Annotated in this window: 21 protein-coding genes and 1 tRNA gene; 15 read left to right on the top strand and 7 right to left on the bottom strand. The window is 66.8% G+C overall.

Annotation, left to right across the window (positions count from 1 at the left end; genetic code table 11):
* Nucleotides 1-148: 148 nt before the first annotated feature.
* Nucleotides 149-277, bottom strand: coding sequence for a DLW-39 family protein (locus ABT070_RS19585; protein ID WP_003999697.1), 129 nt, complete (start codon nucleotides 275-277; stop codon nucleotides 149-151).
* Nucleotides 278-626: 349 nt separating this feature from the next.
* Here ABT070_RS19585 and ABT070_RS19580 point away from each other — a divergent pair, with 349 nt between their 5' ends.
* On the top strand, nucleotides 627-992 hold the full coding sequence (locus tag ABT070_RS19580; protein WP_351762012.1) for a DUF6344 domain-containing protein: 366 nt from the start codon (nucleotides 627-629) through the stop codon (nucleotides 990-992).
* A gap of 205 nt (nucleotides 993-1,197) precedes the next feature.
* Here the strand turns inward: ABT070_RS19580 and ABT070_RS19575 are convergent, their stop codons facing one another.
* The 4 genes from ABT070_RS19575 to ABT070_RS19560 all read right to left on the bottom strand — a co-directional run bounded on the left by ABT070_RS19575 (nucleotide 1,198) and on the right by ABT070_RS19560 (nucleotide 5,137).
* Nucleotides 1,198-1,995: a maleylpyruvate isomerase family mycothiol-dependent enzyme gene (locus tag ABT070_RS19575; RefSeq protein ID WP_351762009.1), complete on the bottom strand. Its 798-nt coding sequence runs from the start codon at nucleotides 1,993-1,995 to the stop codon at nucleotides 1,198-1,200.
* A gap of 446 nt (nucleotides 1,996-2,441) precedes the next feature.
* On the bottom strand, nucleotides 2,442-3,485 hold the full coding sequence (locus ABT070_RS19570) for a helix-turn-helix domain-containing protein (protein WP_351762006.1): 1,044 nt from the start codon (nucleotides 3,483-3,485) through the stop codon (nucleotides 2,442-2,444).
* Nucleotides 3,482-4,150: a hypothetical protein gene (locus ABT070_RS19565; protein ID WP_351762004.1), complete on the bottom strand. Its 669-nt coding sequence runs from the start codon at nucleotides 4,148-4,150 to the stop codon at nucleotides 3,482-3,484. Before ABT070_RS19565 ends, ABT070_RS19570 begins: the two co-directional genes overlap by 4 nt.
* A gap of 852 nt (nucleotides 4,151-5,002) precedes the next feature.
* Nucleotides 5,003-5,137 carry a hypothetical protein gene (locus ABT070_RS19560; protein ID WP_351762001.1) on the bottom strand — a complete coding sequence of 45 codons (135 nt, stop codon included), beginning with the start codon at nucleotides 5,135-5,137 and terminating at the stop codon, nucleotides 5,003-5,005.
* Nucleotides 5,138-5,358: 221 nt separating this feature from the next.
* Between ABT070_RS19560 and ABT070_RS19555 the strand changes: the two genes are divergently transcribed.
* From ABT070_RS19555 to ABT070_RS19490, 14 genes are all read left to right on the top strand, one after another.
* Nucleotides 5,359-5,604 (top strand): hypothetical protein, encoded by a 246-nt coding sequence (locus tag ABT070_RS19555; protein WP_351761998.1) that lies wholly within the window; start codon nucleotides 5,359-5,361, stop codon nucleotides 5,602-5,604.
* Between the two features lie 274 nt (nucleotides 5,605-5,878).
* Nucleotides 5,879-6,730, top strand: a complete 852-nt coding sequence (locus tag ABT070_RS19550; protein WP_351761996.1) for a helix-turn-helix domain-containing protein — start codon at nucleotides 5,879-5,881, stop codon at nucleotides 6,728-6,730.
* Nucleotides 6,731-6,827: 97 nt separating this feature from the next.
* Entirely contained in the window at nucleotides 6,828-7,229 is a 402-nt protein-coding gene (locus ABT070_RS19545) for an ATP-binding protein (protein WP_351761993.1), read from the top strand.
* Nucleotides 7,230-7,404: 175 nt separating this feature from the next.
* Nucleotides 7,405-8,256 carry a sigma factor-like helix-turn-helix DNA-binding protein gene (locus ABT070_RS19540; RefSeq protein WP_351761991.1) on the top strand — a complete coding sequence of 284 codons (852 nt, stop codon included), beginning with the start codon at nucleotides 7,405-7,407 and terminating at the stop codon, nucleotides 8,254-8,256.
* A complete protein-coding gene (locus tag ABT070_RS19535) occupies nucleotides 8,253-9,074 on the top strand; it encodes an integrase (protein ID WP_351761989.1) in 822 nt (273 codons plus the stop codon). The genes ABT070_RS19540 and ABT070_RS19535 overlap by 4 nt, the downstream gene beginning before the upstream one ends.
* Before the next feature lie 1,293 nt (nucleotides 9,075-10,367).
* Nucleotides 10,368-10,715 carry an SCO3933 family regulatory protein gene (locus tag ABT070_RS19530; RefSeq protein WP_054239926.1) on the top strand — a complete coding sequence of 116 codons (348 nt, stop codon included), beginning with the start codon at nucleotides 10,368-10,370 and terminating at the stop codon, nucleotides 10,713-10,715.
* A gap of 5 nt (nucleotides 10,716-10,720) precedes the next feature.
* Nucleotides 10,721-12,085, top strand: coding sequence for an FtsK/SpoIIIE domain-containing protein (locus tag ABT070_RS19525; protein WP_351761985.1), 1,365 nt, complete (start codon nucleotides 10,721-10,723; stop codon nucleotides 12,083-12,085).
* A gap of 87 nt (nucleotides 12,086-12,172) precedes the next feature.
* Nucleotides 12,173-12,886, top strand: coding sequence for a DUF2637 domain-containing protein (locus tag ABT070_RS19520; RefSeq protein ID WP_351761983.1), 714 nt, complete (start codon nucleotides 12,173-12,175; stop codon nucleotides 12,884-12,886).
* Nucleotides 12,887-12,901: 15 nt separating this feature from the next.
* Nucleotides 12,902-13,081, top strand: a complete 180-nt coding sequence (locus ABT070_RS19515) for a mobile element transfer protein (RefSeq protein WP_030795965.1) — start codon at nucleotides 12,902-12,904, stop codon at nucleotides 13,079-13,081.
* 15 nt (nucleotides 13,082-13,096) lie between these two features.
* Nucleotides 13,097-13,252 (top strand): hypothetical protein, encoded by a 156-nt coding sequence (locus ABT070_RS19510; protein WP_167795700.1) that lies wholly within the window; start codon nucleotides 13,097-13,099, stop codon nucleotides 13,250-13,252.
* Between the two features lie 24 nt (nucleotides 13,253-13,276).
* A complete protein-coding gene (locus ABT070_RS19505; RefSeq protein ID WP_351761981.1) occupies nucleotides 13,277-13,579 on the top strand; it encodes a SpdD protein in 303 nt (100 codons plus the stop codon).
* On the top strand, nucleotides 13,576-14,964 hold the full coding sequence (repSA, locus tag ABT070_RS19500; RefSeq protein ID WP_351761978.1) for a replication initiator protein RepSA: 1,389 nt from the start codon (nucleotides 13,576-13,578) through the stop codon (nucleotides 14,962-14,964). Before ABT070_RS19505 ends, repSA begins: the two co-directional genes overlap by 4 nt.
* Nucleotides 14,961-15,149: a helix-turn-helix domain-containing protein gene (locus ABT070_RS19495; RefSeq protein ID WP_351761975.1), complete on the top strand. Its 189-nt coding sequence runs from the start codon at nucleotides 14,961-14,963 to the stop codon at nucleotides 15,147-15,149. The genes repSA and ABT070_RS19495 overlap by 4 nt, the downstream gene beginning before the upstream one ends.
* The gene (locus tag ABT070_RS19490; protein WP_351761972.1) at nucleotides 15,149-16,306 is read left to right on the top strand and encodes a tyrosine-type recombinase/integrase; all 1,158 of its coding nucleotides are present in this window, start codon (nucleotides 15,149-15,151) and stop codon (nucleotides 16,304-16,306) included. Before ABT070_RS19495 ends, ABT070_RS19490 begins: the two co-directional genes overlap by 1 nt.
* A gap of 78 nt (nucleotides 16,307-16,384) precedes the next feature.
* On the opposite strand, the gene ABT070_RS19485 is transcribed toward ABT070_RS19490, so the two are convergent.
* Both ABT070_RS19485 and ABT070_RS19480 read right to left on the bottom strand, forming a co-directional pair.
* A tRNA-Ile gene (locus ABT070_RS19485) sits at nucleotides 16,385-16,461 on the bottom strand.
* A gap of 123 nt (nucleotides 16,462-16,584) precedes the next feature.
* Nucleotides 16,585-17,382, bottom strand: coding sequence for a DUF3566 domain-containing protein (locus ABT070_RS19480; RefSeq protein ID WP_351761970.1), 798 nt, complete (start codon nucleotides 17,380-17,382; stop codon nucleotides 16,585-16,587).
* Nucleotides 17,383-17,396: the final 14 nt, after the last annotated feature.

Below are 17,396 nucleotides of genomic sequence, written 5' to 3'. Positions count from 1 at the left end.
CCATCCTCCCCCGCACGCGCGCGTGCCACCCCCGCATTCCGTACGAGCGTCCGAAAAACCCGCCTGTAACCGGGAGCCCGGGGATCCGCAACACAAAACCCCGACCGCAAGCGGCGGCCGGGGTCTGTTCAGTCTTCGGTATCGATACTCACGAACCCGTGGGCACGGAGTCAGTCGCCTCCGTCCACAGATCCTGCTCGGCGCGATCCGCCTGGATCTGGCGGTACACGAGGAGCCCGCCGATGGCGGCCAGTGCGACCAGGAGAAGCTTCTTCACCGCGCGACCTCGTCTTTCCTTGACGTAGGGGACCTCTGGCGCCCGACTATACACACCGACCGATACCGATCGGTGACCTGCGTCCGCCCCTCAACTCCCGCCCTCGGCAGCGCAGTAGAAGCGGATCACACCACTCCGATCGGAGGGTGATCACACCCGCACGGACGGTGACGTTTGCCCGTCCTCATCCCATCTGATCCTCACTTCTCCGCTTTTAGGGCCCCTTGCGCCCATCCGGGTGGTGTTCATCAGAACAACGCCACGCCGCGAGCGTCGGTCCACCACTTCGCGCCGCCCATACACATCATGAGGAAAGTACGCAAATCGCCCAACCCGAAAGTGAGGGGCCATGCCCGAGAACCGGGTCATGAAGCTGTGGACCGCCATCGTCACCGCCTTCCTCGCGCTGTGCACGGCGCTCGGACTCATCACGACGACCGCCGGCACGGCGGCGGCGCTGACCGCTCCGACACGCAGCAGCGAGAGCGTGGCCACCACGGACACGACGGCGTGGCCGGCGGTCGCGGCTCCCTGGGTCTGGGCCCAAGCCCGCTCCCTGCCCCCCACGATGAAGCAGCGCATCCGTGCCGAGGCGCACGGCAAGTCGCCCAGCTGCCGCCACCGCGGCCTCCCGGACACGGAAGCGGCCGAGCACACCACGGCCTCCTGTGACTCCGCGGACCCGGCCGAGCCGGCCATCCCGCTCCAGCGCTGAGCCCCCCGGCACACCACGTGCCGCTTCCCCCGACGTGACGGCGAACTTGCGTACAGCCCGCACGAGCAGGCCCGGCAGCTCCCCCAGGAGCCACCGGGCCTTCGCCGTGCCCCCACCGCCCCACACAGCCGTGGTGTCAGCCACTGGTGTCAGACGCCGCACGCAGTCCTGACAAGGCTTGCTTCGCCGCTCGCCGGCACCCGTCCTACTCCTCCGGCTCCCAAGCGCGGAGCAGGTCGAACAAACCCGCGTCTCCCTCGATCTGCAGGGAGTCCGCCGTGATGCGGTCGTACACGAAGAGGACCAGCTCACTGGCCGTGCCGTGGACGGAGACGCCGGCCGCGTTCAGGCCCTCGTCGACAGCGGCGACAGGCGTCGTGCCGGGCGCGGGTATACGGGTGGAGCGTGCGCCGTCGCCGTCGACCGTGAGGCGCCAGGAGTGGCCCTCGGTGGCGTGGAAGTCGAAGGCAGTGGGCTTGTGCGGCCAGGCACTCGTCGTCGCGACGCAGGTGAACAGGAACTCCTCGACACCGTCGAGTGCCACCTCAGCCGGCAGCGGCTCCGGGGCACCCACGGTGACCTGGGCGTCGTAGGTGTGCACCGCGATCTGCTGGAGCTGGTGCCGGGCGACGGCACCACAGGTCTGCGGCGACTGGGACGCGCCCCACCACGTCCAGCAGCCGCGATCCGGGCCGGCCTCCCGCAGCGCGTCCACCAACTCCTGCGTCGACGCGGCCAACCAGGCCGGCACGGCCTCGCGCTCCCGAGGCACGGCCGGGGCGCCCTCCGCTGCGGACTTGGCCGGAGCAGGCCCTGCGGCGACGGTGGCGGCCCAGGCGCGGCGCCCCTCGCCGATGTGCTGCGCCAGATCGAACAGCGTCCACTCGGGGCAGGTCGGCACCTGCACGTCGAGGCCGGGCGCGGAGGCGACCACGGCGCGGAAGGCGCTCGACCGTTCGTCGATCAGTCGCAACAGAACGGGGAACGTAAGGGTCGTTGTCACATGGACTCCCTATCACCGTGTTCCGACAATCGGACAGCGATTTTCACAGCCGAGCACGGGGCGCGGGAGGAAAGGTCGCTCAGGCGATCCTGCGGCACAGCCAGACCAGCTCCTGGAGGCCCCCTCATCGGCTGACTGGCTGATCGCAGCCGTTCGCGGCCGTTGACGTCAGCCGTGGATGCCAAAGACCCCCAACCATGATCGGTTGGGGGTCTTTGTGGTGCTGGTGGGGCTAACAGGATTTGAACCTGTGGCCTCATCCTTATCAGGTCGATCACCACGGGGGCTCGACGCCGACCAACCCAGTCTGCGCTTGGTTCGTTCGTCCGCCGACGTCCGCCGCCGACCGCCGCGGACCGCCGCGGTTGGTGTCAGCTGGTGGTGTCAGCCTTCATCTCGGTTCTTGACAGGGCTGAAGCGCCTCGCAGCCCGGCCTGAGGTGACGATCAAAGTGCACGCAAGCGTCGAAGCTTCGGGACAAAGATCGTGTTCTGCGCGGCTTCAGAGAAGCCAGCCATCTGGGCAATCTCTTCGGGCGTGAGCCCCTTGTCCGCCATAGCCTCACCAATGGACTGAGCCAGTGCCGGCGTCTCCGGCGGCAGCTCATCGCTCAGAGGCTCACGCGTTCGCCAGCCTCGGCTGCTGAGCTGCTTGTACAGGTACTCACGCTTACTCGGTGTAATGGTGTTTAGCCTGTAGGCATGCTCAATGAGAGCTTGCATGGAGGTCCCCCACTCGCGCTTCAAGTCATGCAAGCGCCCCAGGTTGAGGTTCCTCAACTGCGGACGAATCACTTCTTCGGGCATCAAGAACTCGGCAGCGAACCGGTTTGCTTGATCCTCCATGTCAGGGGTGACCTCGTAGGCATGCAGACAAAGATGGCCCAACTCATGCCCCAAGGTGAGGCGGAGCCTATCGGTCGGGGCCAGCAGGTTGATCATGACGACTGGGTAGTCATCTACCCATTGTGAAAGGCCATCGACACGAGACGTTCCGAAGTCCTCAGCCAGGATCATGCAGCCCGCTGCTTCCATCCATCGCGCAACTGATCGCACGGGGCCGATGGGCATCCGCCACTGCATACGTACCATCCGGGCAGCGTCAGCAGGGTCCGTCTCTACTGGGTCGAAGCGCGGCACCTGCTGACTGGCCTTTAGTGAGATCTCCTCCATCAGATGCCGTACATGCATCCGGTACATGTTGAGCCGGGCCTCAAGCTGTCGCCAGGTAGTGGCTTTGGCAGTAGCCCTACGCCTCATATGTGCGTCAACTGCCATAGCCCCTCGAACCGCCACTGCCATCCTCAGGAAGGCTTCAGTCACCCCGAGGGCCCCAGCCAGGCGCGCCAGAACATCGCTCTCCGGCTCCCGCATACCGTTCTCGTACCGGGACAGGGCGGCTTGCGTCACGCCAGCCGCTGTCGCCAACTGTTCCTGGGTCAGTCCTTGTGCCCGGCGAGCAGTAGTGATCGCTTCGCCGAGGGCGGTCATGTACCCACTTCTCCCTTGGTGTCGCCAGAACCCGTTGCGGGCAGATCAATGATGGGCAATGCAGGCTCGGGCTCGGTGGGACGAATCGGGCGCGCAGGCACTCCAGCCATGCCAGTGTCCGCCTCTGGCAACGTGATGAGCCAGATCACGTCCTCTTCGCCGTCACGCAACGACAGAACCGCATCTCCCATGGAACGCGCGTCAGCATCCCACTCGTAGCCCGCGATCAGGCGAACCTCTTCCAAACCAGGGAACGCCTCCTGCACTCCCTGAGCGTAAAACTCGAGTGCAGTCTGCGTAGCGTAACTGCTGACCTTGCCGTCAAGACGGTGCCGCTTCACGCGCAAGCGATAGTTGACACCGACCGTGATCTCCCGCGTCGGCTCACGATCACTGAGCCCGATTCCAGAGTGACCGTCGAACTCGGCACAAACGTGCCTCCAGAGACGGTCGTGGATCCAGTTCGCCAGGCCGCGTTCGCTGCTGTCAGACACCCACGAGAGGTGACTCTCACGGTACGCAGCGAGGTCCTCGCGAGTCCTGGCGACAGCACGGGCCAGGCCAGCGATGACCTTGTCGCCCAGGCCAGACAAGACATCCCCTGGATCCAGATAGGATTTCATGCCGGAAAATATACCGCCCACCCTGACCTGCATGTCCAGCATTTGCCGAGTTGATCATGGCGAATCGTGCAGCTGATCGACCGTACAAGGCACCACTGACAAGCTCCCGAAGATCGGTCCGGCGGTGCCCAAGTCGGCCGCTGCGCTTCCGTACGCGGCCAGCAGTGAAACTTTGGGCTGGAGCCCCTGGGGCGTTAGTGATCATGGCCCGTCTGCGGCAGGGTCCACCCGCCAGACCCGATCCGGAACCCGCCTGAAGCTCAGCCCACGACAGTCAGCCACGACGGCGGGTGCGCCGACTGATCAGGCGCGCGTGTGCTTCGCTACACCCCAACCGGCCTCAGCCACGCTAGAGGCACTTGGCGTCGACAGGAGCAAGCCACGACGGCGGAGGCGTGGCCGGGAGGCGCTAGTCCGCGGCTTCAAGCGGGTAGACACTGACGGTTGCTGGTCACCTACCAGGCTTGAGACCTGGCGCACGACGCGTATCAACGGAAATGACATCAGATTCTCCGACGACTGACCGAGCAAGCGCGCCGGCGCTGTTCTTGGACTTCCCCGCCCTGTCAGGCACCCGTGACATGTAGACGAACCCCACGACGACCATGATCACCAGAGCGGACAGGCCGGCCGTGGTGGTCACAGTGCCACTCATTTCCCCAAGAGTGCATATGCCCGCCGCCGCAAGGCCGGCGAGTGTTCCGCCTGCGATCACGACAGTGAGACATGAGGCTCGATCCGCCCGTGTACCCGGCGAGCTCTCGGTGCTGAGCTCAAGCCCTTGGAACGCGATCGCCACCTTTTGCAACGTCCCGTCAACCTGCATTTGCGGTGACGGGTCAGATGGTGCTTCGTCCCGGAGGTCATCGGACTGCCGGCCCTGGCCACTGGCGCTCACTTCGCGACCTCTACAGCCGCAACAATGATCTTCAATGGCGTCGCCTCTTCTCCTGGGCGTTCTTCCGAGAGGTCTTCATCACTAACGATCAAGAATTCTTCGGAATGCCAAAGATCGACGTGGGGATCCATACCTGCCTCCAGTTGGCCCCTTATGTCATATTTTGCATTTTTCTCGGAGGCCCTGCATCCTGAGTGCGGTCATCTGATGACCATCGGATGTGCGGCTATTGACCATACGATGTATGCATGATCGCCATACGTCGGGGTACTATTACGTAGCTGGGTAAGCGGATCGAGGGAGTCGCAAGCCTTCATCCTGAAGCCCACAGAGATCATCGAAGGAGGCTGTGATGGCCACTGAGTCGCGAAGTCCAACAGACGACAAGGTCACGAAGCTGCACCGCCTAACCGTGAACCTCACGGAGCGGGCGCATGAGGCACTGGAGATCACAGCCAGCCTTACCCGCCGATCCAAGACGGACACGGTCAACCGGGCACTGATCGTTAACCAGTGGCTCGAAGAGCTGACCCACAACGGCGGATCCATCTACGTTGAGGAAAAGCCAGGCGAGCTCCAGAAGATCAAGATCGTCTAGCATCGCTCAACAGGTTTCGTGGTAGCCGCGAGATCCCGCCGGGGTCGGGCCAGTTCTATTCCTCAGGGGCCGCAGCTTGCTGCGGCCCCTTGGGTTTGACCCTGGGCGCCGAAGGCGCGGAAGGGCCAAACCCAAGGGGCCAGCCCGCGCTTGCGCGGGCCCTTGATGAGGTAGAGAAACCTGTAACAGGTGACCCTCTCTTGGTGTCTGATACTGACGATCATCCCCGTTCAGGCATCCAGCCTCAGCTGCGCCGTGGTGTAGAACCCTGGGTATGGGGAGTGAGCGGCGGGAGCGCATGAAGACGCTCGGGGCACGTCTTCGGGGTCTCCGTGCGGAGGCCGGCCTGACAGGTGCCGTCTTGGCACAGCGGGCCGGCGTGGGACAACCGACCGTGTCCAAGGTCGAGAACGGGCGCATGGTTCCCAGCCTCGACGTCCTGCGGCGCTTGGCGCTTGCCCTCGAACTCGACGAGCCGATCACCCGTGAGGTGCGCGACCTCCTGGCCGCCATCGAGGCTGCGTCAGACACCGACGAGACAAGCGGCAGCAACGCACCAGCCGGGACGACCCTCGACAACGCGGTCCGGTCCGCACGGCTGGTGCGCTCGTTCCAATGCGTAGTCCTGCCCGCCATGATCCAGAGCGCGGAATACGCCCGCCACGTCTTCGACAGCGCGCCAAGCATGACCCCTGAAACTGTCGGTCGTGCCGTGGCTGCCCGAGTGGAACGGCAGAGCCTCCTGTATGAGCCTGGGCGAGAATCGGTATTCGTCCTGACGGAAGCCGTGTTGCGGACCTGGCCCGGGAATCCCTCCCTGATGCTCGCCCAGCTCGACAGGCTGCTGGCCGTCGAGAGTCTGAGCACGGTACGCCTCGGGGTCATCCCCTGGCGCCGGGCTGTACCGGTCATGCCTCGTAACGGGTTCACTCTGTGCGACCGGCGAATCGTTGTGGTTGAGACCTTCCGTGGCGAGCGACTGTTGGACGACTCCGCCGAGATCGCCGCGCACGAGGAGACCTTCGCCCGGTTCGAAGACGCCGCGATCTTCGGGGGCGACGCACGGGAGCTCCTGCTCCGGGTGATGCAGGAGTTCCGGGAGTTGGAGGACTTCACCACTCGTTAGAGGAATAATTCCTCTACATGCCTGGCTCATCGGTTGCATGCAGGAATACTCTGCTCGCTGTGTCGTCTAGCCCCCTAGACACAGAGGGAGTGTTCTCATGCTCAAACAGTGGTGCCGCATGTTCCCCGGCCTGGCCTGGCAGGTGGCCGAAGCCCGTCACTTCGTCGCCGCCTTGCTCGAGGAGGAGCAATCGAACCTCATTGAAGACGCCGTCCTGGTGGTCGGCGAGCTCGCGGCCAACGCTGTCCAACACTCACGGAGCGGCTGGTATCGCGGGTGGTTCCTCGTGGTCATCGGCTTCAGTGACGACCTGGTGCGTATCGAGGTGATCGACCAGGGCGGCGACGAGGAGCCCATGCTTCGCAGCGTGACCAGCCCCGTAGAGGAAGGCGGCCGCGGGCTGATGATCATCGCCGCCTGCGCCAAGGACTGGGGAGTGAAGGACAGGCCTTCCGGAGCACGCTGCATCTGGGCCGATCTTGCTCGGGTGGGCGCGTGAGAGCGGCCTTCTCGGCAGTACTGCGCGGATGCTTCACGGGCGGTGGAGGGTGAGCCCTCGTGGCGTGCCCCGGCGGCGGGCCAGGTTCTACGTGGTTGGGGTGCATTCGGGACGGCGACTCCCGCCGATTCCGTCTAGGGCCCTAGACTCCTGGGTACTTCTAGGAGGTGTGGTCATGTCGGACGAGTTGCAGCGGATCACGGCGATCGATGATCCGTACCTGCTCCTGCGCGAGGTCACGACCCGGTTGGCTGACGCGCAGCAAGAGGTGACCGAACTCGCCCGGCTCCGTCGGCGCGTCGTTCAGGATCTCCATGCGCAAGGGCTCTCGTATGCTCAGATCGCCGAAAAGGCTGGCCTGAGCCGCGGGCGTATCCACCAGATCCGCCACACTGGGCCGGCGCCCGAGGGTGCGTTCCTCGGACGCGGTTCGGTCACTGTCGCAACTCCACTGCGACGGGACGACGAACGCGGGCGCACGGTCGTCGCAGTGGACGACGTGAGTTCCGGCAAGCGGCTGGAAGACCTCGCGCGCTCCTACGGGCTCGAAGTCACCTCGGAGCACGTGCCGGTGAGCGGGGACCTGGACCTCAACCGTGACGGCCTGATTGTCGTCTGTGGTCCGCGCATGTCTCAGCAGATGTGGGACACCTACGCCCAGGATCCCGTACTCCAATGGGAGCGCGTGGAAGGCGGTCCCTGGACGGTCGTCGACCAACGAACCGGCACCGTCCACCGGTCGGGACAGGACGGCGATCCCACCCGCTCCTACGACGTCGGATACGTCGGCAGACTGCCGCGCCCCGACGGCAACGGCTCACTGCTTGCCATCGCCGGCATCCACACGCAAGGCTCCCTCGGCGTAGTGCAACTGCTCGCCTCCGACCTCAACGCGCTCTGGGGCCAGGTGGGTGACAGTCGCTTCTCCACGCTGGTCGGCGTCGAGTACGACCCGGAGACCAGCGAACCGCAGTCCGTCGAGCTACTCACTCCTCTCTACCGGCACGACGAGGAGACGTCGGCGTGAGAGTCACCCTCGCCTCGCTGCCCGCTGAACCAGGGCAGGAGAACGAGGATTTCGCCGCCGCCGCTCCCGGCGCTGCCGTGCTCCTGGACGGCGCGGGCGTGGCTGGGGCAGAGACGGGATGTACGCATGGCGTCGCTTGGTTCTCCGCCACGCTGGGCGGGCTGCTGCTGAGCACGATCACGGCGCATCCCGCCCGGCCGCTGGCAGACTGCCTGGCAGACACGATCACGACCGTCCGATCCCTCCACGAAGACAGTTGCGACCTGACCTATCGGGCCAGTCCCACCAGTACAGTCGTCGCGGTCCGGGCTGGTGCGAAAGCTCTCGAATACCTGGTACTCGGTGACTCGTCGCTACTTCTAACCGACAAGGCGGACGAAATCGTCGTCGTCACCGACCGGCGCCTAGACGAGGTCGGCAAGCGACTGCGGGGGCGGGTCGATGCCTTGCCCACCGGCTCACCCGAACACGCAGTGGCTCTGGCCGAGTACCGGGAGGCCCTAACCGGCTTCCGCAACCGGCCGGGCGGCTTCTGGATCGCCGGACCAGAGCCGCAAGCAGCGCACGAGTCGCTTACCGGGTCGGTGCCGCTGGAATCGCTAGCGTCCGTGACGTTGCTGAGCGATGGCGCCGCGCGACTTGTCGATCGCTTCGAACTAGCTACTTGGCAAGGGGCATCGGCTTTGCTCGACTCTTCCGGGCCGGACGAACTGATCCGCCGCGTACGAGAAGCCGAGACTGACGACCCCGACGGTCGGCGCTGGCCACGCGGTAAGAGACGGGACGACGCAACCATCCTTCACTGCGCGCTGCACTAGCCCTCGCCAAGCCCCCGAGCCGTTGTGACTGGCGTCACATTTCACGTGGTCCAGTCATGCGCCTCGCTCTACGGGCTTCAGGGTGCCTGATTGCGCGGTTTGGATCTGACCTGCGGTTCCGCGATTCAGATCCTCACAATTATCGGTTGTCAATCCAACCCCGAAAACAATGCCACCTTTAAGCCGGGTCGCACGCCTCGACTGGACGCCCTATCAGGCGATCCCCGAGTGATACCTTATTCCTTGCTCCCAAGTTGGCTGCCTCCGTGTCGTGAGGCCCGGCTATGAAAGGGGGTGAAGAACGGATGACCGCTGGAGAAGAGCCCAACGAGGGCTTGAGGCCGGCGGAGCGGCAGCGTCAAAGCCTCGGAGCACGTATCAGATGTGCCCTGAAGCCTGTGGTCTTGGTCGCACAGCTCATCTACTACGCGCTCTGCGTGTGGCGGGAGCTGTAGGTACCTGACCTCGAACAACGCAAAGGGGCCCCGCCTGGCAGGGCGGAGCCCCCGTCAGTCCACTCCGTTTGATGGGCCCTGCCGCTGAGCTAGCAACCCGTGGCGGGGCCCACCCCTCATGTGAACTGCTAACCGATACGGTAGCACGTTAGTAAATCCAATTAAGCAATACTCGACGTAATTGACCGGCGCCCCCTTAGCGTCACATCACAACACAGGTGATTGCGCCCCGGAATAAGCATCACCGATAGCTAAGCCCACAAACGTCCACCGTAAACAAGCAGCGAAACCATCAGACGTTTACGCACGCAGATTAGACTGCGGATTAGACGCCAAAATTTAGCTATTGCGGCACACGCATCGCCCGGCAAGCCATCACGGCAGGTCAGAGCCGGTGCGGGGCACTCAAGCCAAGCCTGCGAACCACATCACCCCTGCTCCTACGCAGTGGCTGAGGGCCAACGTTGCCGAGCGTCCCGCCATCGTGAGAGTACGACGTTCCTCGGCGGTAATTAAGCGTTCAACGGACTCCTGACCTGCGGTTTCTCAGGATGCGCAGAGGTAGCAGCGTCAAGGGCATGCGGGAACTTCACGGCCGGACTGCACACCACCTCGCCAGCCGGCCCTACACGAGAGCAGTCGCCGGTAGCAGCGCGCGCGAGTCACGCCTCACCGCCAACCTGCCTACCCCCCTAGACAGTTGGCGGACTTCCGGTCTACTGTCGTCGTTAACCCCCCTAGACAGGCAAGGCGGGGCCGCCCTCTTGCTGTCTAGGGGGGTACTCAGTTCGATGCGGCGCGCTGGGTAAGTCGCCGCCGACCAAGTGAGGTTCACGAAATGCGTGTCATTCCCGTAGACGTCTCCGCTGCGACGCTCCTCGTCACCAAGCTGCCCGAGGTCAAGGTGAAGGACCGTCAGACCGGTGAGATCGCCGTCGACCCGGTCACCAACGACCGGCTCATGGTGCTGGAGCTGGTGTTCATCGCGGCGGGCGGTTCAGACATGATCAAGGTCACCGTTCCCGAGAAGGGCATCGGTGAGGGCCTGGTGATGGGAGCTCCGGTCATCCTGCCCGGCCTCATTGCCCGGCCGTGGGAGAGCGAGTTCGGCGGACGGATGCGTCACGGCATCGCCTACCGGGCGGACGCCGTCATGGTCAACGCTCCGGCTCCGGTGCAGGGCTGAACGCCATGACGGACACCGTCTGGACGCTGGCCCTGTGCCTGCTGGCACTCGCCGCCCTGCTGGTCCTGCGCCGTCGCGCACCGGTCGCGTTCTGGTGGCTGGTCGGCTACCCCTTCGTCGCGCTGCGCGTGCTCACCACCTACCGGGCCACGATGGACGCGTGCGGCCTGACGGTCCCGGCCTCGGCCGTCCGTCGGGCCACGGCCCGGATGATCGGGCGGGAGGCGGCCCCCGTTCCGCCTCGGCGGTCGCTGCCGTGGCCGACCGGGTCCGGGCTCGTGATGCGGCTGCGCATGGCGACCGGGCAGGCACCCGAGGACTTCTTGGCCTCGGCCGACCGGCTGCGCCACGCTTGGGCCGCGCACGCCGTACACATCCGTCCGACCAAGCCGGGCTGGCTCGAACTGCGCCTGATCGGCTGGGACGTTCTCTCTGACGTGCAGCCCGCACGGCGGTGGAAGCAGCGCGGGCCGCTCACCCTTCCGCTGGCGCTTCGGGATGACGGACGGTGGCACGTACGGGACTTCCGCGCCGTGCCGCATGAACTCATCCTCGGAGCGACGCAGTCAGGCAAGTCCGTGTACCTGCGGAACCTGGTGTGCGGCCTGGCCCGGCAACGGGTCGTACTCGTCGGGGTCGACTGCAAATGGGGCGTAGAACTGGCCCCGTTCGCACCTCGGTTGTCTGCGCTCGCCGACACTCCGGACCGGGCGAACGAACTTCTTGACGTCTTGCTGGAAGAGATGGAGGCACGGTTCCGTCTGATCGGTCTGTCGTCCGCTGCGGGCCCGGACGCCGTGCTCACCTCGGACGTGTGGGGGCTGCCGGATGCGGTACGGCCGGTGCCGGTCGTGGTCGTCGTCGACGAGGTCGCGGAACTCTTCCTCGCCGCGAGCCGCGACGATGAGAAGCGACGCGACGCCATGGTCACCAAGCTGATCCGCATCGCCCAGCTTGGCCGTGCGGCCGGCATCTACCTCGAAGTGTGCGGGCAGCGCTTCGGCTCCGAACTCGGCAAGGGCGCGACCATGCTCCGCGCCCAGCTCACCGGCCGCATCTGCCACCGCGTCAATGACGAGTCCTCGGCGAACATGGCGCTCGCCGACATCGCCCCGGAAGCGGCCCTCGCCGCCACCTCCATCCCGGCCGAACGGCCCGGCGTCGCCATCGTCGGCGACTCCTCCGGCGGTTGGTCCCGCGCCCGCTCACCGCACCTGTCCCTCGACGAGGCGGCGGCCATCTGCCGCGACACGGCCGCACTGGTGCCGGAACTGCCCCGCCTCGACTCCTTCCGGCCCGTCGTCGCCGTGGAGTCCTCCAAGGCGTTCGTCCCGGCCGGCGTGCCTACCGCCCGCCCGGTGACCGAGTAGCCGCACCACCCTCCCCACGGTCGGCGTGACCGCCTCGCGCCAACTCCCTACCCCTCCCATGCCTCGAACAGGAAGGAACCCGAGCCGATGCGCGCCCAGTTGGCCCGTGTGGACGCCGTGATCGTCCAAGCCGTCATCGCGGGCGCCCTGTCCTTCTCGCACCTCCACGACCTCGCCGACGCGGCCGGACAAGGCGGCTGGAAGGCATGGGCCTATCCCGTCTCCGTCGACCTGCTGCTCGTCGCCGCCTGGCGCCGGATGCGCGAACAGCAGCGCGCCGGACAACCGTCCGGGGGACCGCGGCTGTGGTTCCTCATCGCCCTGGCCGCATCCCTCGGGGCCAACATCGCCACCGCCGGGCTCCTCGACCTGGACGACGTCCCCGCGTCGCTCCGCGTCGTGGTGGCCGGCTGGCCCGCCGTCGCCTTCTTCGGCGGAACCCTGCTCGCCCACACACCGCGCACTCCGGACGCACCGACGGCCACGGCTACGCCCGAGACGGACACCGAACCGGCCCACGTCCCGGCTGCGGTCGACGTTCCCGAACGTGACGCGCTTCCGGCCCTGGTCACCGGCCCGGACTCGGATTCGGAGCCGGCCGCAACCCCCGATCCAGTCGCAGCTGTCCCCGCCCTGACGCCTGCCCCGGCTGTCACCCTCCCGCCCGCCCTCGTCGACCGCGCCCAAGCCCTGGCCGAAGAACACCGCGCCACCACCGGTCTCGCCGCCGACCCTGACGCCGTCCGCGTCCGCCTTGGCCTGCCCCCGTCCATGACGCCCGCTGTCGCCGCCCACCTCTGAGAAGGGACGAACACCGTGAACCCGCGCTTCCGCAACGTCCGCCGCATCGGCCCCGTACAGGTCGCCTCCTACATCGCCCGCGGCCGCAACCGCCACCTCGCCGCCTGCACCGCGCCCCGCTGCGACTTCTCCACCGAGTACGACAGCCGCGCCGCCGCCGAACTCGCCGCCCGCACCCACCGCTGCAAGGCCTGAGAAGGAGATCCCGCCATGGACGTCCCGCTGTGGTTCGCCGTGCTCGTCGTCGCCGTCCTCGGCATCCAGCTCGCCCGCCCGCCGTGGTGGCTGGTCGCCCTGCTCCTCCTCGGCGGCTACCTCGTCGCCAACAGCGTCCTCGCCCCCGCCGTCGCCACGCTCCTCGACTGACCGCCCTCAGAAGGGATCACCCGCGTGTTCACGCCGAAGTACCCGCCGCAGGTCACCGCCCCGGTCCCCACCACCACAACCGTCTACACCCCGGCTCCTTACGTCCCGGCTCCCGCCCCGGTTCCGGCCGCACCGCCTTCCACCCGGCCGACGGTTCAGCTCACGCCCGGAAGCGCGCTCGCCCTCGTCGCCGGTGGCAGCGCCGCCGTCCTGGTCGTCGGCGCGGTTCTGGTCTCCATGCTCCTCGCGGTCGCCGTCACCGCCGCCTCGGTGGCTGTCTGCGCGGTCGTCATCCGCTCCATCCTGCTGAAGGGGAACAGGGCGTGACCGACTCCGCCACCATGGCGGGCCTGGACCCGGCCACCCTCGCCGACGTGCTGAGGCTGGCCGGGTCCCCCGGCTTCGACCGCATCCAAGACCAGATCCGCCGCACTGGCGGCTGCACCGACCCGATCCACCTGCAAGGCACCACTGTTACCCGCGACAAGGCCACCGGACAGGTCCTTCACACCTACAGCACCGACACCGAACCCGGTGGCCGACTCCGAATCGCCTGTGGCAACCGCCGTGCCTCCCGCTGTCCTTCCTGCGCCTGGACCTACGCGGGCGACACCTACCACCTCATCCGCGCCGGACTCGTCGGCGACCCCGCCAAGGGCACCCCGCACACCATCCGCGATCACCCCCGCGTCTTCGCCACCCTGACCGCCCCGTCCTTCGGCCCGGTCCACAACCGCCCCGGAAACCGGCCCTGCCGCTGCGGAACCCGCCACACCGAGGACGCCCCCGAACTCGGCACCCCCCTCGACCCGGACACCTACGACTACGTCGGCGCCGTGCTGTGGAACAACCACGCATCCGACCTGTGGCGCTACTTCACGATCTACCTCCGCCGCGAGATCGCCAAGAGGGCCGGCCTCACACAACGCGAGTGCGCAGAGGCCTGCCAGGTGTCCTACGGCAAGGTCGCTGAGTACCAGAAACGCGGTGCCGTGCACTTCCATGCAGTGATCCGCTTGGACGGGTTGTACGAGCAGGCTCCGCCGCCCGCCTGGGCCACCCTCGACCTGCTCACCGAAGCGATCCAAGCCGCCGCCGCCCGCGTCGCGGTCGACGTCAACCCGGCCGGTGACCAGCCCGCCCGAACCCTGCGCTGGGGCACCCAACTCGACGTACAGCCGATCGGTGCCTTCGGCGACGGCGAAGAGATCACCGAAAAAGCCGTCGCCTCCTACGTCGCGAAGTACGCCACGAAAGCAGCCGAGACCACCGGGACCGTCGACCGCCGCGTCGGCAACAAAGAGGCCCTGGTCCTGCTCGACGTGCCCGAACATCCCGCCCGGTTGATCGCGGCCTGCCTCGACCTCCACTCGCTTTACCCGGAACGGAAGCTCCGGGACTGGGCTCACATGCTCGGCTTTCGCGGCCACTTCTCCACCAAATCGCGCCGGTACTCGACCACCCTCAGCTCCCTCCGCCAGGCCCGCGCCAACTACCGCGCCGCCCAGCAGCGCGAAGCCCTCGGTCTGCCTGACCCCAAAGCCTCGGAGGCAACCACTCTGACCCTCGCCCACTGGTCCTACGCCGGTCACGGCCACACCCCCGGGGAATCCTGGCTCGCCGCCAACATCCGCCGGGATATCGAACTCAATCGCGAAACCGCCCGCGAAGCTCTGCGCGACCAACCCGCCCCGGAAGGAGCCGCAGCATGACCACCGCCGCCCCCGAACTGCTCACCGTGCCGGAGGTCATGACCCGGCTCAAGGTCGGCCGCACCAAGGTCTACGACCTCATCCGCACTCGCCGCCTGGTCTCCATCAAGGTGGATGGATGCCGTCGCATCCCGGACGACGCCGTACGCGACTTCGTCCGCCACCAGATGGGGGAGGCCGCCTGATGGCTAAGAAACGGCCCAACGGCGGGGGCACGATCTCAAGGCGGGCGGACGGCCGCTATATGGGACGGGCGTACGTCACCGACACGGACGGCAACCGTGTCCGGAAGACCGTGTACGGGGTCACGTGGGACGACGCCAACGAAAAGCTCGGCAAGCTCCAGGACCAGGAGCGCAACGGCGTCCCGGTTCCGTCCCGTTCCTGGTCGCTCGGCGAGTGGCTGAACTACTGGCTTGAGCACATCGTGGAGCCGGAATGCGAGCACAACACGTACGTGAAGTACGAGTCCAAGGTCAGGCTCTACCTGCTGCCCCACCTCGGCAAGAAGCCCTTGATCAAGCTCACCCCGGCCCAGCTCCGTGCCTTCATGGCCGTGTTGAAGCGGGAGAAGGTCGGCGCGGCCACCCGCTTCGAGGTGCTCCGCGTCCTCCGCAACGCGCTCAACCGGGCCATGCGTGAGGAGCTGCTGACGCGCAACGTCGCCCTCCTGGTCGACATGCCCAAGGTCTCCAAGGACAAGGGCACGGCGTGGAACGCACGCGAGGCGATCGCCTTCCTTCGCTCCGTCCGGGCTCACCGCCTCTACGCGGCCTGCGTCCTGGTCCTGGTGCTCGGTCTCCGCCGCAGTGAGGTCCTCGGGCTCCGCTGGCAGGACATCGACTTCGAGGCCGGCCGGTTCACCCCGGTCAAGCAGGTGCAGCGAGAGAAGGGCGTCGGCCTGGTCCTCAAGGACCTCAAGACCGAGTCCTCACAGGCAGTGCTTCCGCTGCCCGAGTTCTGCGCCCGCGTCCTCGAGGAACGGCGGGAGCTCCAGGAGCTGGAACAGAAGATCGCCGGTGCCCACTGGGCCCAGCAGGACGGCCAAGACCTGATCTTCTCCTCGGAGCACGGCGGCATGATCGACCCCACGGGCTTCTCCCGCACCTTCGATCGCCTCGTGAAGCGGGCCCGCGTGCGGCGCATCACGGTCCGTCTCGCCCGCCACACCTGCGGCACCCTCCTGGCCTTCCTGAAGGTGCATCCCAAGGTCGCTCAGGCGATCCTCCGGCACAGCCAGATCAGCATGACCATGGACGTCTACACGCACGTCGTGGGGGACAGCGAGAGGGAGGCTGTGACGATGCTCGCAGAGCTGCTGGAGGACCCGCTCATCGGCTGACCGCAGCCGTCCGCCCCCGTTGGTGTCAACCATGGGTGTCAAAAGACCCCCGGACCTATGGTCCGGGGGTCTTTTGGCTGGTGGGGCTAACAGGATTTGAACCTGTGGCCTCATCCTTATCAGGGATGCGCTCTAACCAACTGAGCTATAGCCCCGCCGCGCTCTGCGGTGTGTGTCCCGCGCGCTGACTCCTGAAGATTAGCGCACGACGCGGGCAGTCCCAAAATCGATAGTCGCGGGACGCACAGCAGGGTTTGGAACCGCTACGACCGCAGAGGTCACTCGTCCTCGGCCAGCGTCAGCTCGACGCCGCCGACGAAGCCCGCGGACAGGTTGTAGATGAACGCGCCGAGCGTCGCGAGCGCGGTCGCGAGGACCACGTCGATGACCGCGATGATCGCCGTGAACATCAGGACGTGGGAGAGCGACAGGAACGACTGGAGGTCGAAGCCGTTCGACTCGTTCGAGCCGGTCGCCTCCGAGACCGCGCCGCCGACCGTCGAGAAGACGCCCATCGCGTCCATGACCATCCACAGCACGGCCGCCGCGACGATCGTGCAGATGCCCAGGGCGATGGAGAGCAGGAAGCTGACCTTCATCACCGACCAGGGGTCGGCCTTCGCCACGCGCAGCCGCGCCTTGCGCACGCGGGGCGTGGTGCGGGCGCCGGTCCGCGGACGCCGTACAGCGCCGGCGCCGACCGCGGCCGGCGCCGCGGGCGCCTGCGTCGGGTAGGCCTGCGGCGGGTGGTAGGGCCCGGCGGGCTGCTGCTGCGGCTGCCGCTCGCCGGGGAGCGGCGATGCCTCCTGCTTGGCCTGCGTGCCTCTGGTGTCCGTCACGGTTCCCCCCTGGGTTCCCTTCGATCCTTGTGTGTCGGTCGAGGGTGAGGGCGAGTCGGCCGCAGGGGGCTTGATGGCCTTCAACTGGGTCGTGTGGGTGTCCGCCGCACGCCCGTCGGCGCCCCCCGCGCCCCGCGCGTCGGTCGTACGCGCGTCCCCCGCCGGCGCGGCGGAGCCACGGCCGCCGCCGTTCTTTCCCGTACCGGCAGACGTACCGGCGCCCGTGGCTCCGCTCACGATGACTCACTCCT

Origin of the sequence: Streptomyces sp. NPDC002884 (assembly GCF_040295245.1) — a bacterium.
Taxonomy (GTDB): domain Bacteria; phylum Actinomycetota; class Actinomycetes; order Streptomycetales; family Streptomycetaceae; genus Streptomyces.
This window is presented reverse-complemented; position numbering and strand designations above follow the sequence as displayed.

Bases quoted from the DNA above. Each gene is read 5' to 3' on its own strand.
- ABT070_RS19550 (WP_351761996.1), top strand. From the start codon at position 5,879: ATGGGGAGTGAGCGGCGGGAGCGCATGAAGACGCTCGGGGCACGTCTT.
- ABT070_RS19545 (WP_351761993.1), top strand. From the start codon at position 6,828: ATGCTCAAACAGTGGTGCCGCATGTTCCCCGGCCTGGCCTGGCAGGTG.
- ABT070_RS19540 (WP_351761991.1), top strand. From the start codon at position 7,405: ATGTCGGACGAGTTGCAGCGGATCACGGCGATCGATGATCCGTACCTG.
- ABT070_RS19495 (WP_351761975.1), top strand. From the start codon at position 14,961: ATGACCACCGCCGCCCCCGAACTGCTCACCGTGCCGGAGGTCATGACC.
- ABT070_RS19570 (WP_351762006.1), bottom strand. From the start codon at position 3,485: ATGACCGCCCTCGGCGAAGCGATCACTACTGCTCGCCGGGCACAAGGA.
- ABT070_RS19525 (WP_351761985.1), top strand. From the start codon at position 10,721: ATGACGGACACCGTCTGGACGCTGGCCCTGTGCCTGCTGGCACTCGCC.
- ABT070_RS19565 (WP_351762004.1), bottom strand. From the start codon at position 4,150: ATGCTGGACATGCAGGTCAGGGTGGGCGGTATATTTTCCGGCATGAAA.
- ABT070_RS19520 (WP_351761983.1), top strand. From the start codon at position 12,173: ATGCGCGCCCAGTTGGCCCGTGTGGACGCCGTGATCGTCCAAGCCGTC.
- ABT070_RS19490 (WP_351761972.1), top strand. From the start codon at position 15,149: ATGGCTAAGAAACGGCCCAACGGCGGGGGCACGATCTCAAGGCGGGCG.
- ABT070_RS19560 (WP_351762001.1), bottom strand. From the start codon at position 5,137: ATGGATCCCCACGTCGATCTTTGGCATTCCGAAGAATTCTTGATCGTT.
- ABT070_RS19580 (WP_351762012.1), top strand. From the start codon at position 627: ATGCCCGAGAACCGGGTCATGAAGCTGTGGACCGCCATCGTCACCGCC.
- ABT070_RS19530 (WP_054239926.1), top strand. From the start codon at position 10,368: ATGCGTGTCATTCCCGTAGACGTCTCCGCTGCGACGCTCCTCGTCACC.
- ABT070_RS19510 (WP_167795700.1), top strand. From the start codon at position 13,097: ATGGACGTCCCGCTGTGGTTCGCCGTGCTCGTCGTCGCCGTCCTCGGC.
- ABT070_RS19555 (WP_351761998.1), top strand. From the start codon at position 5,359: ATGGCCACTGAGTCGCGAAGTCCAACAGACGACAAGGTCACGAAGCTG.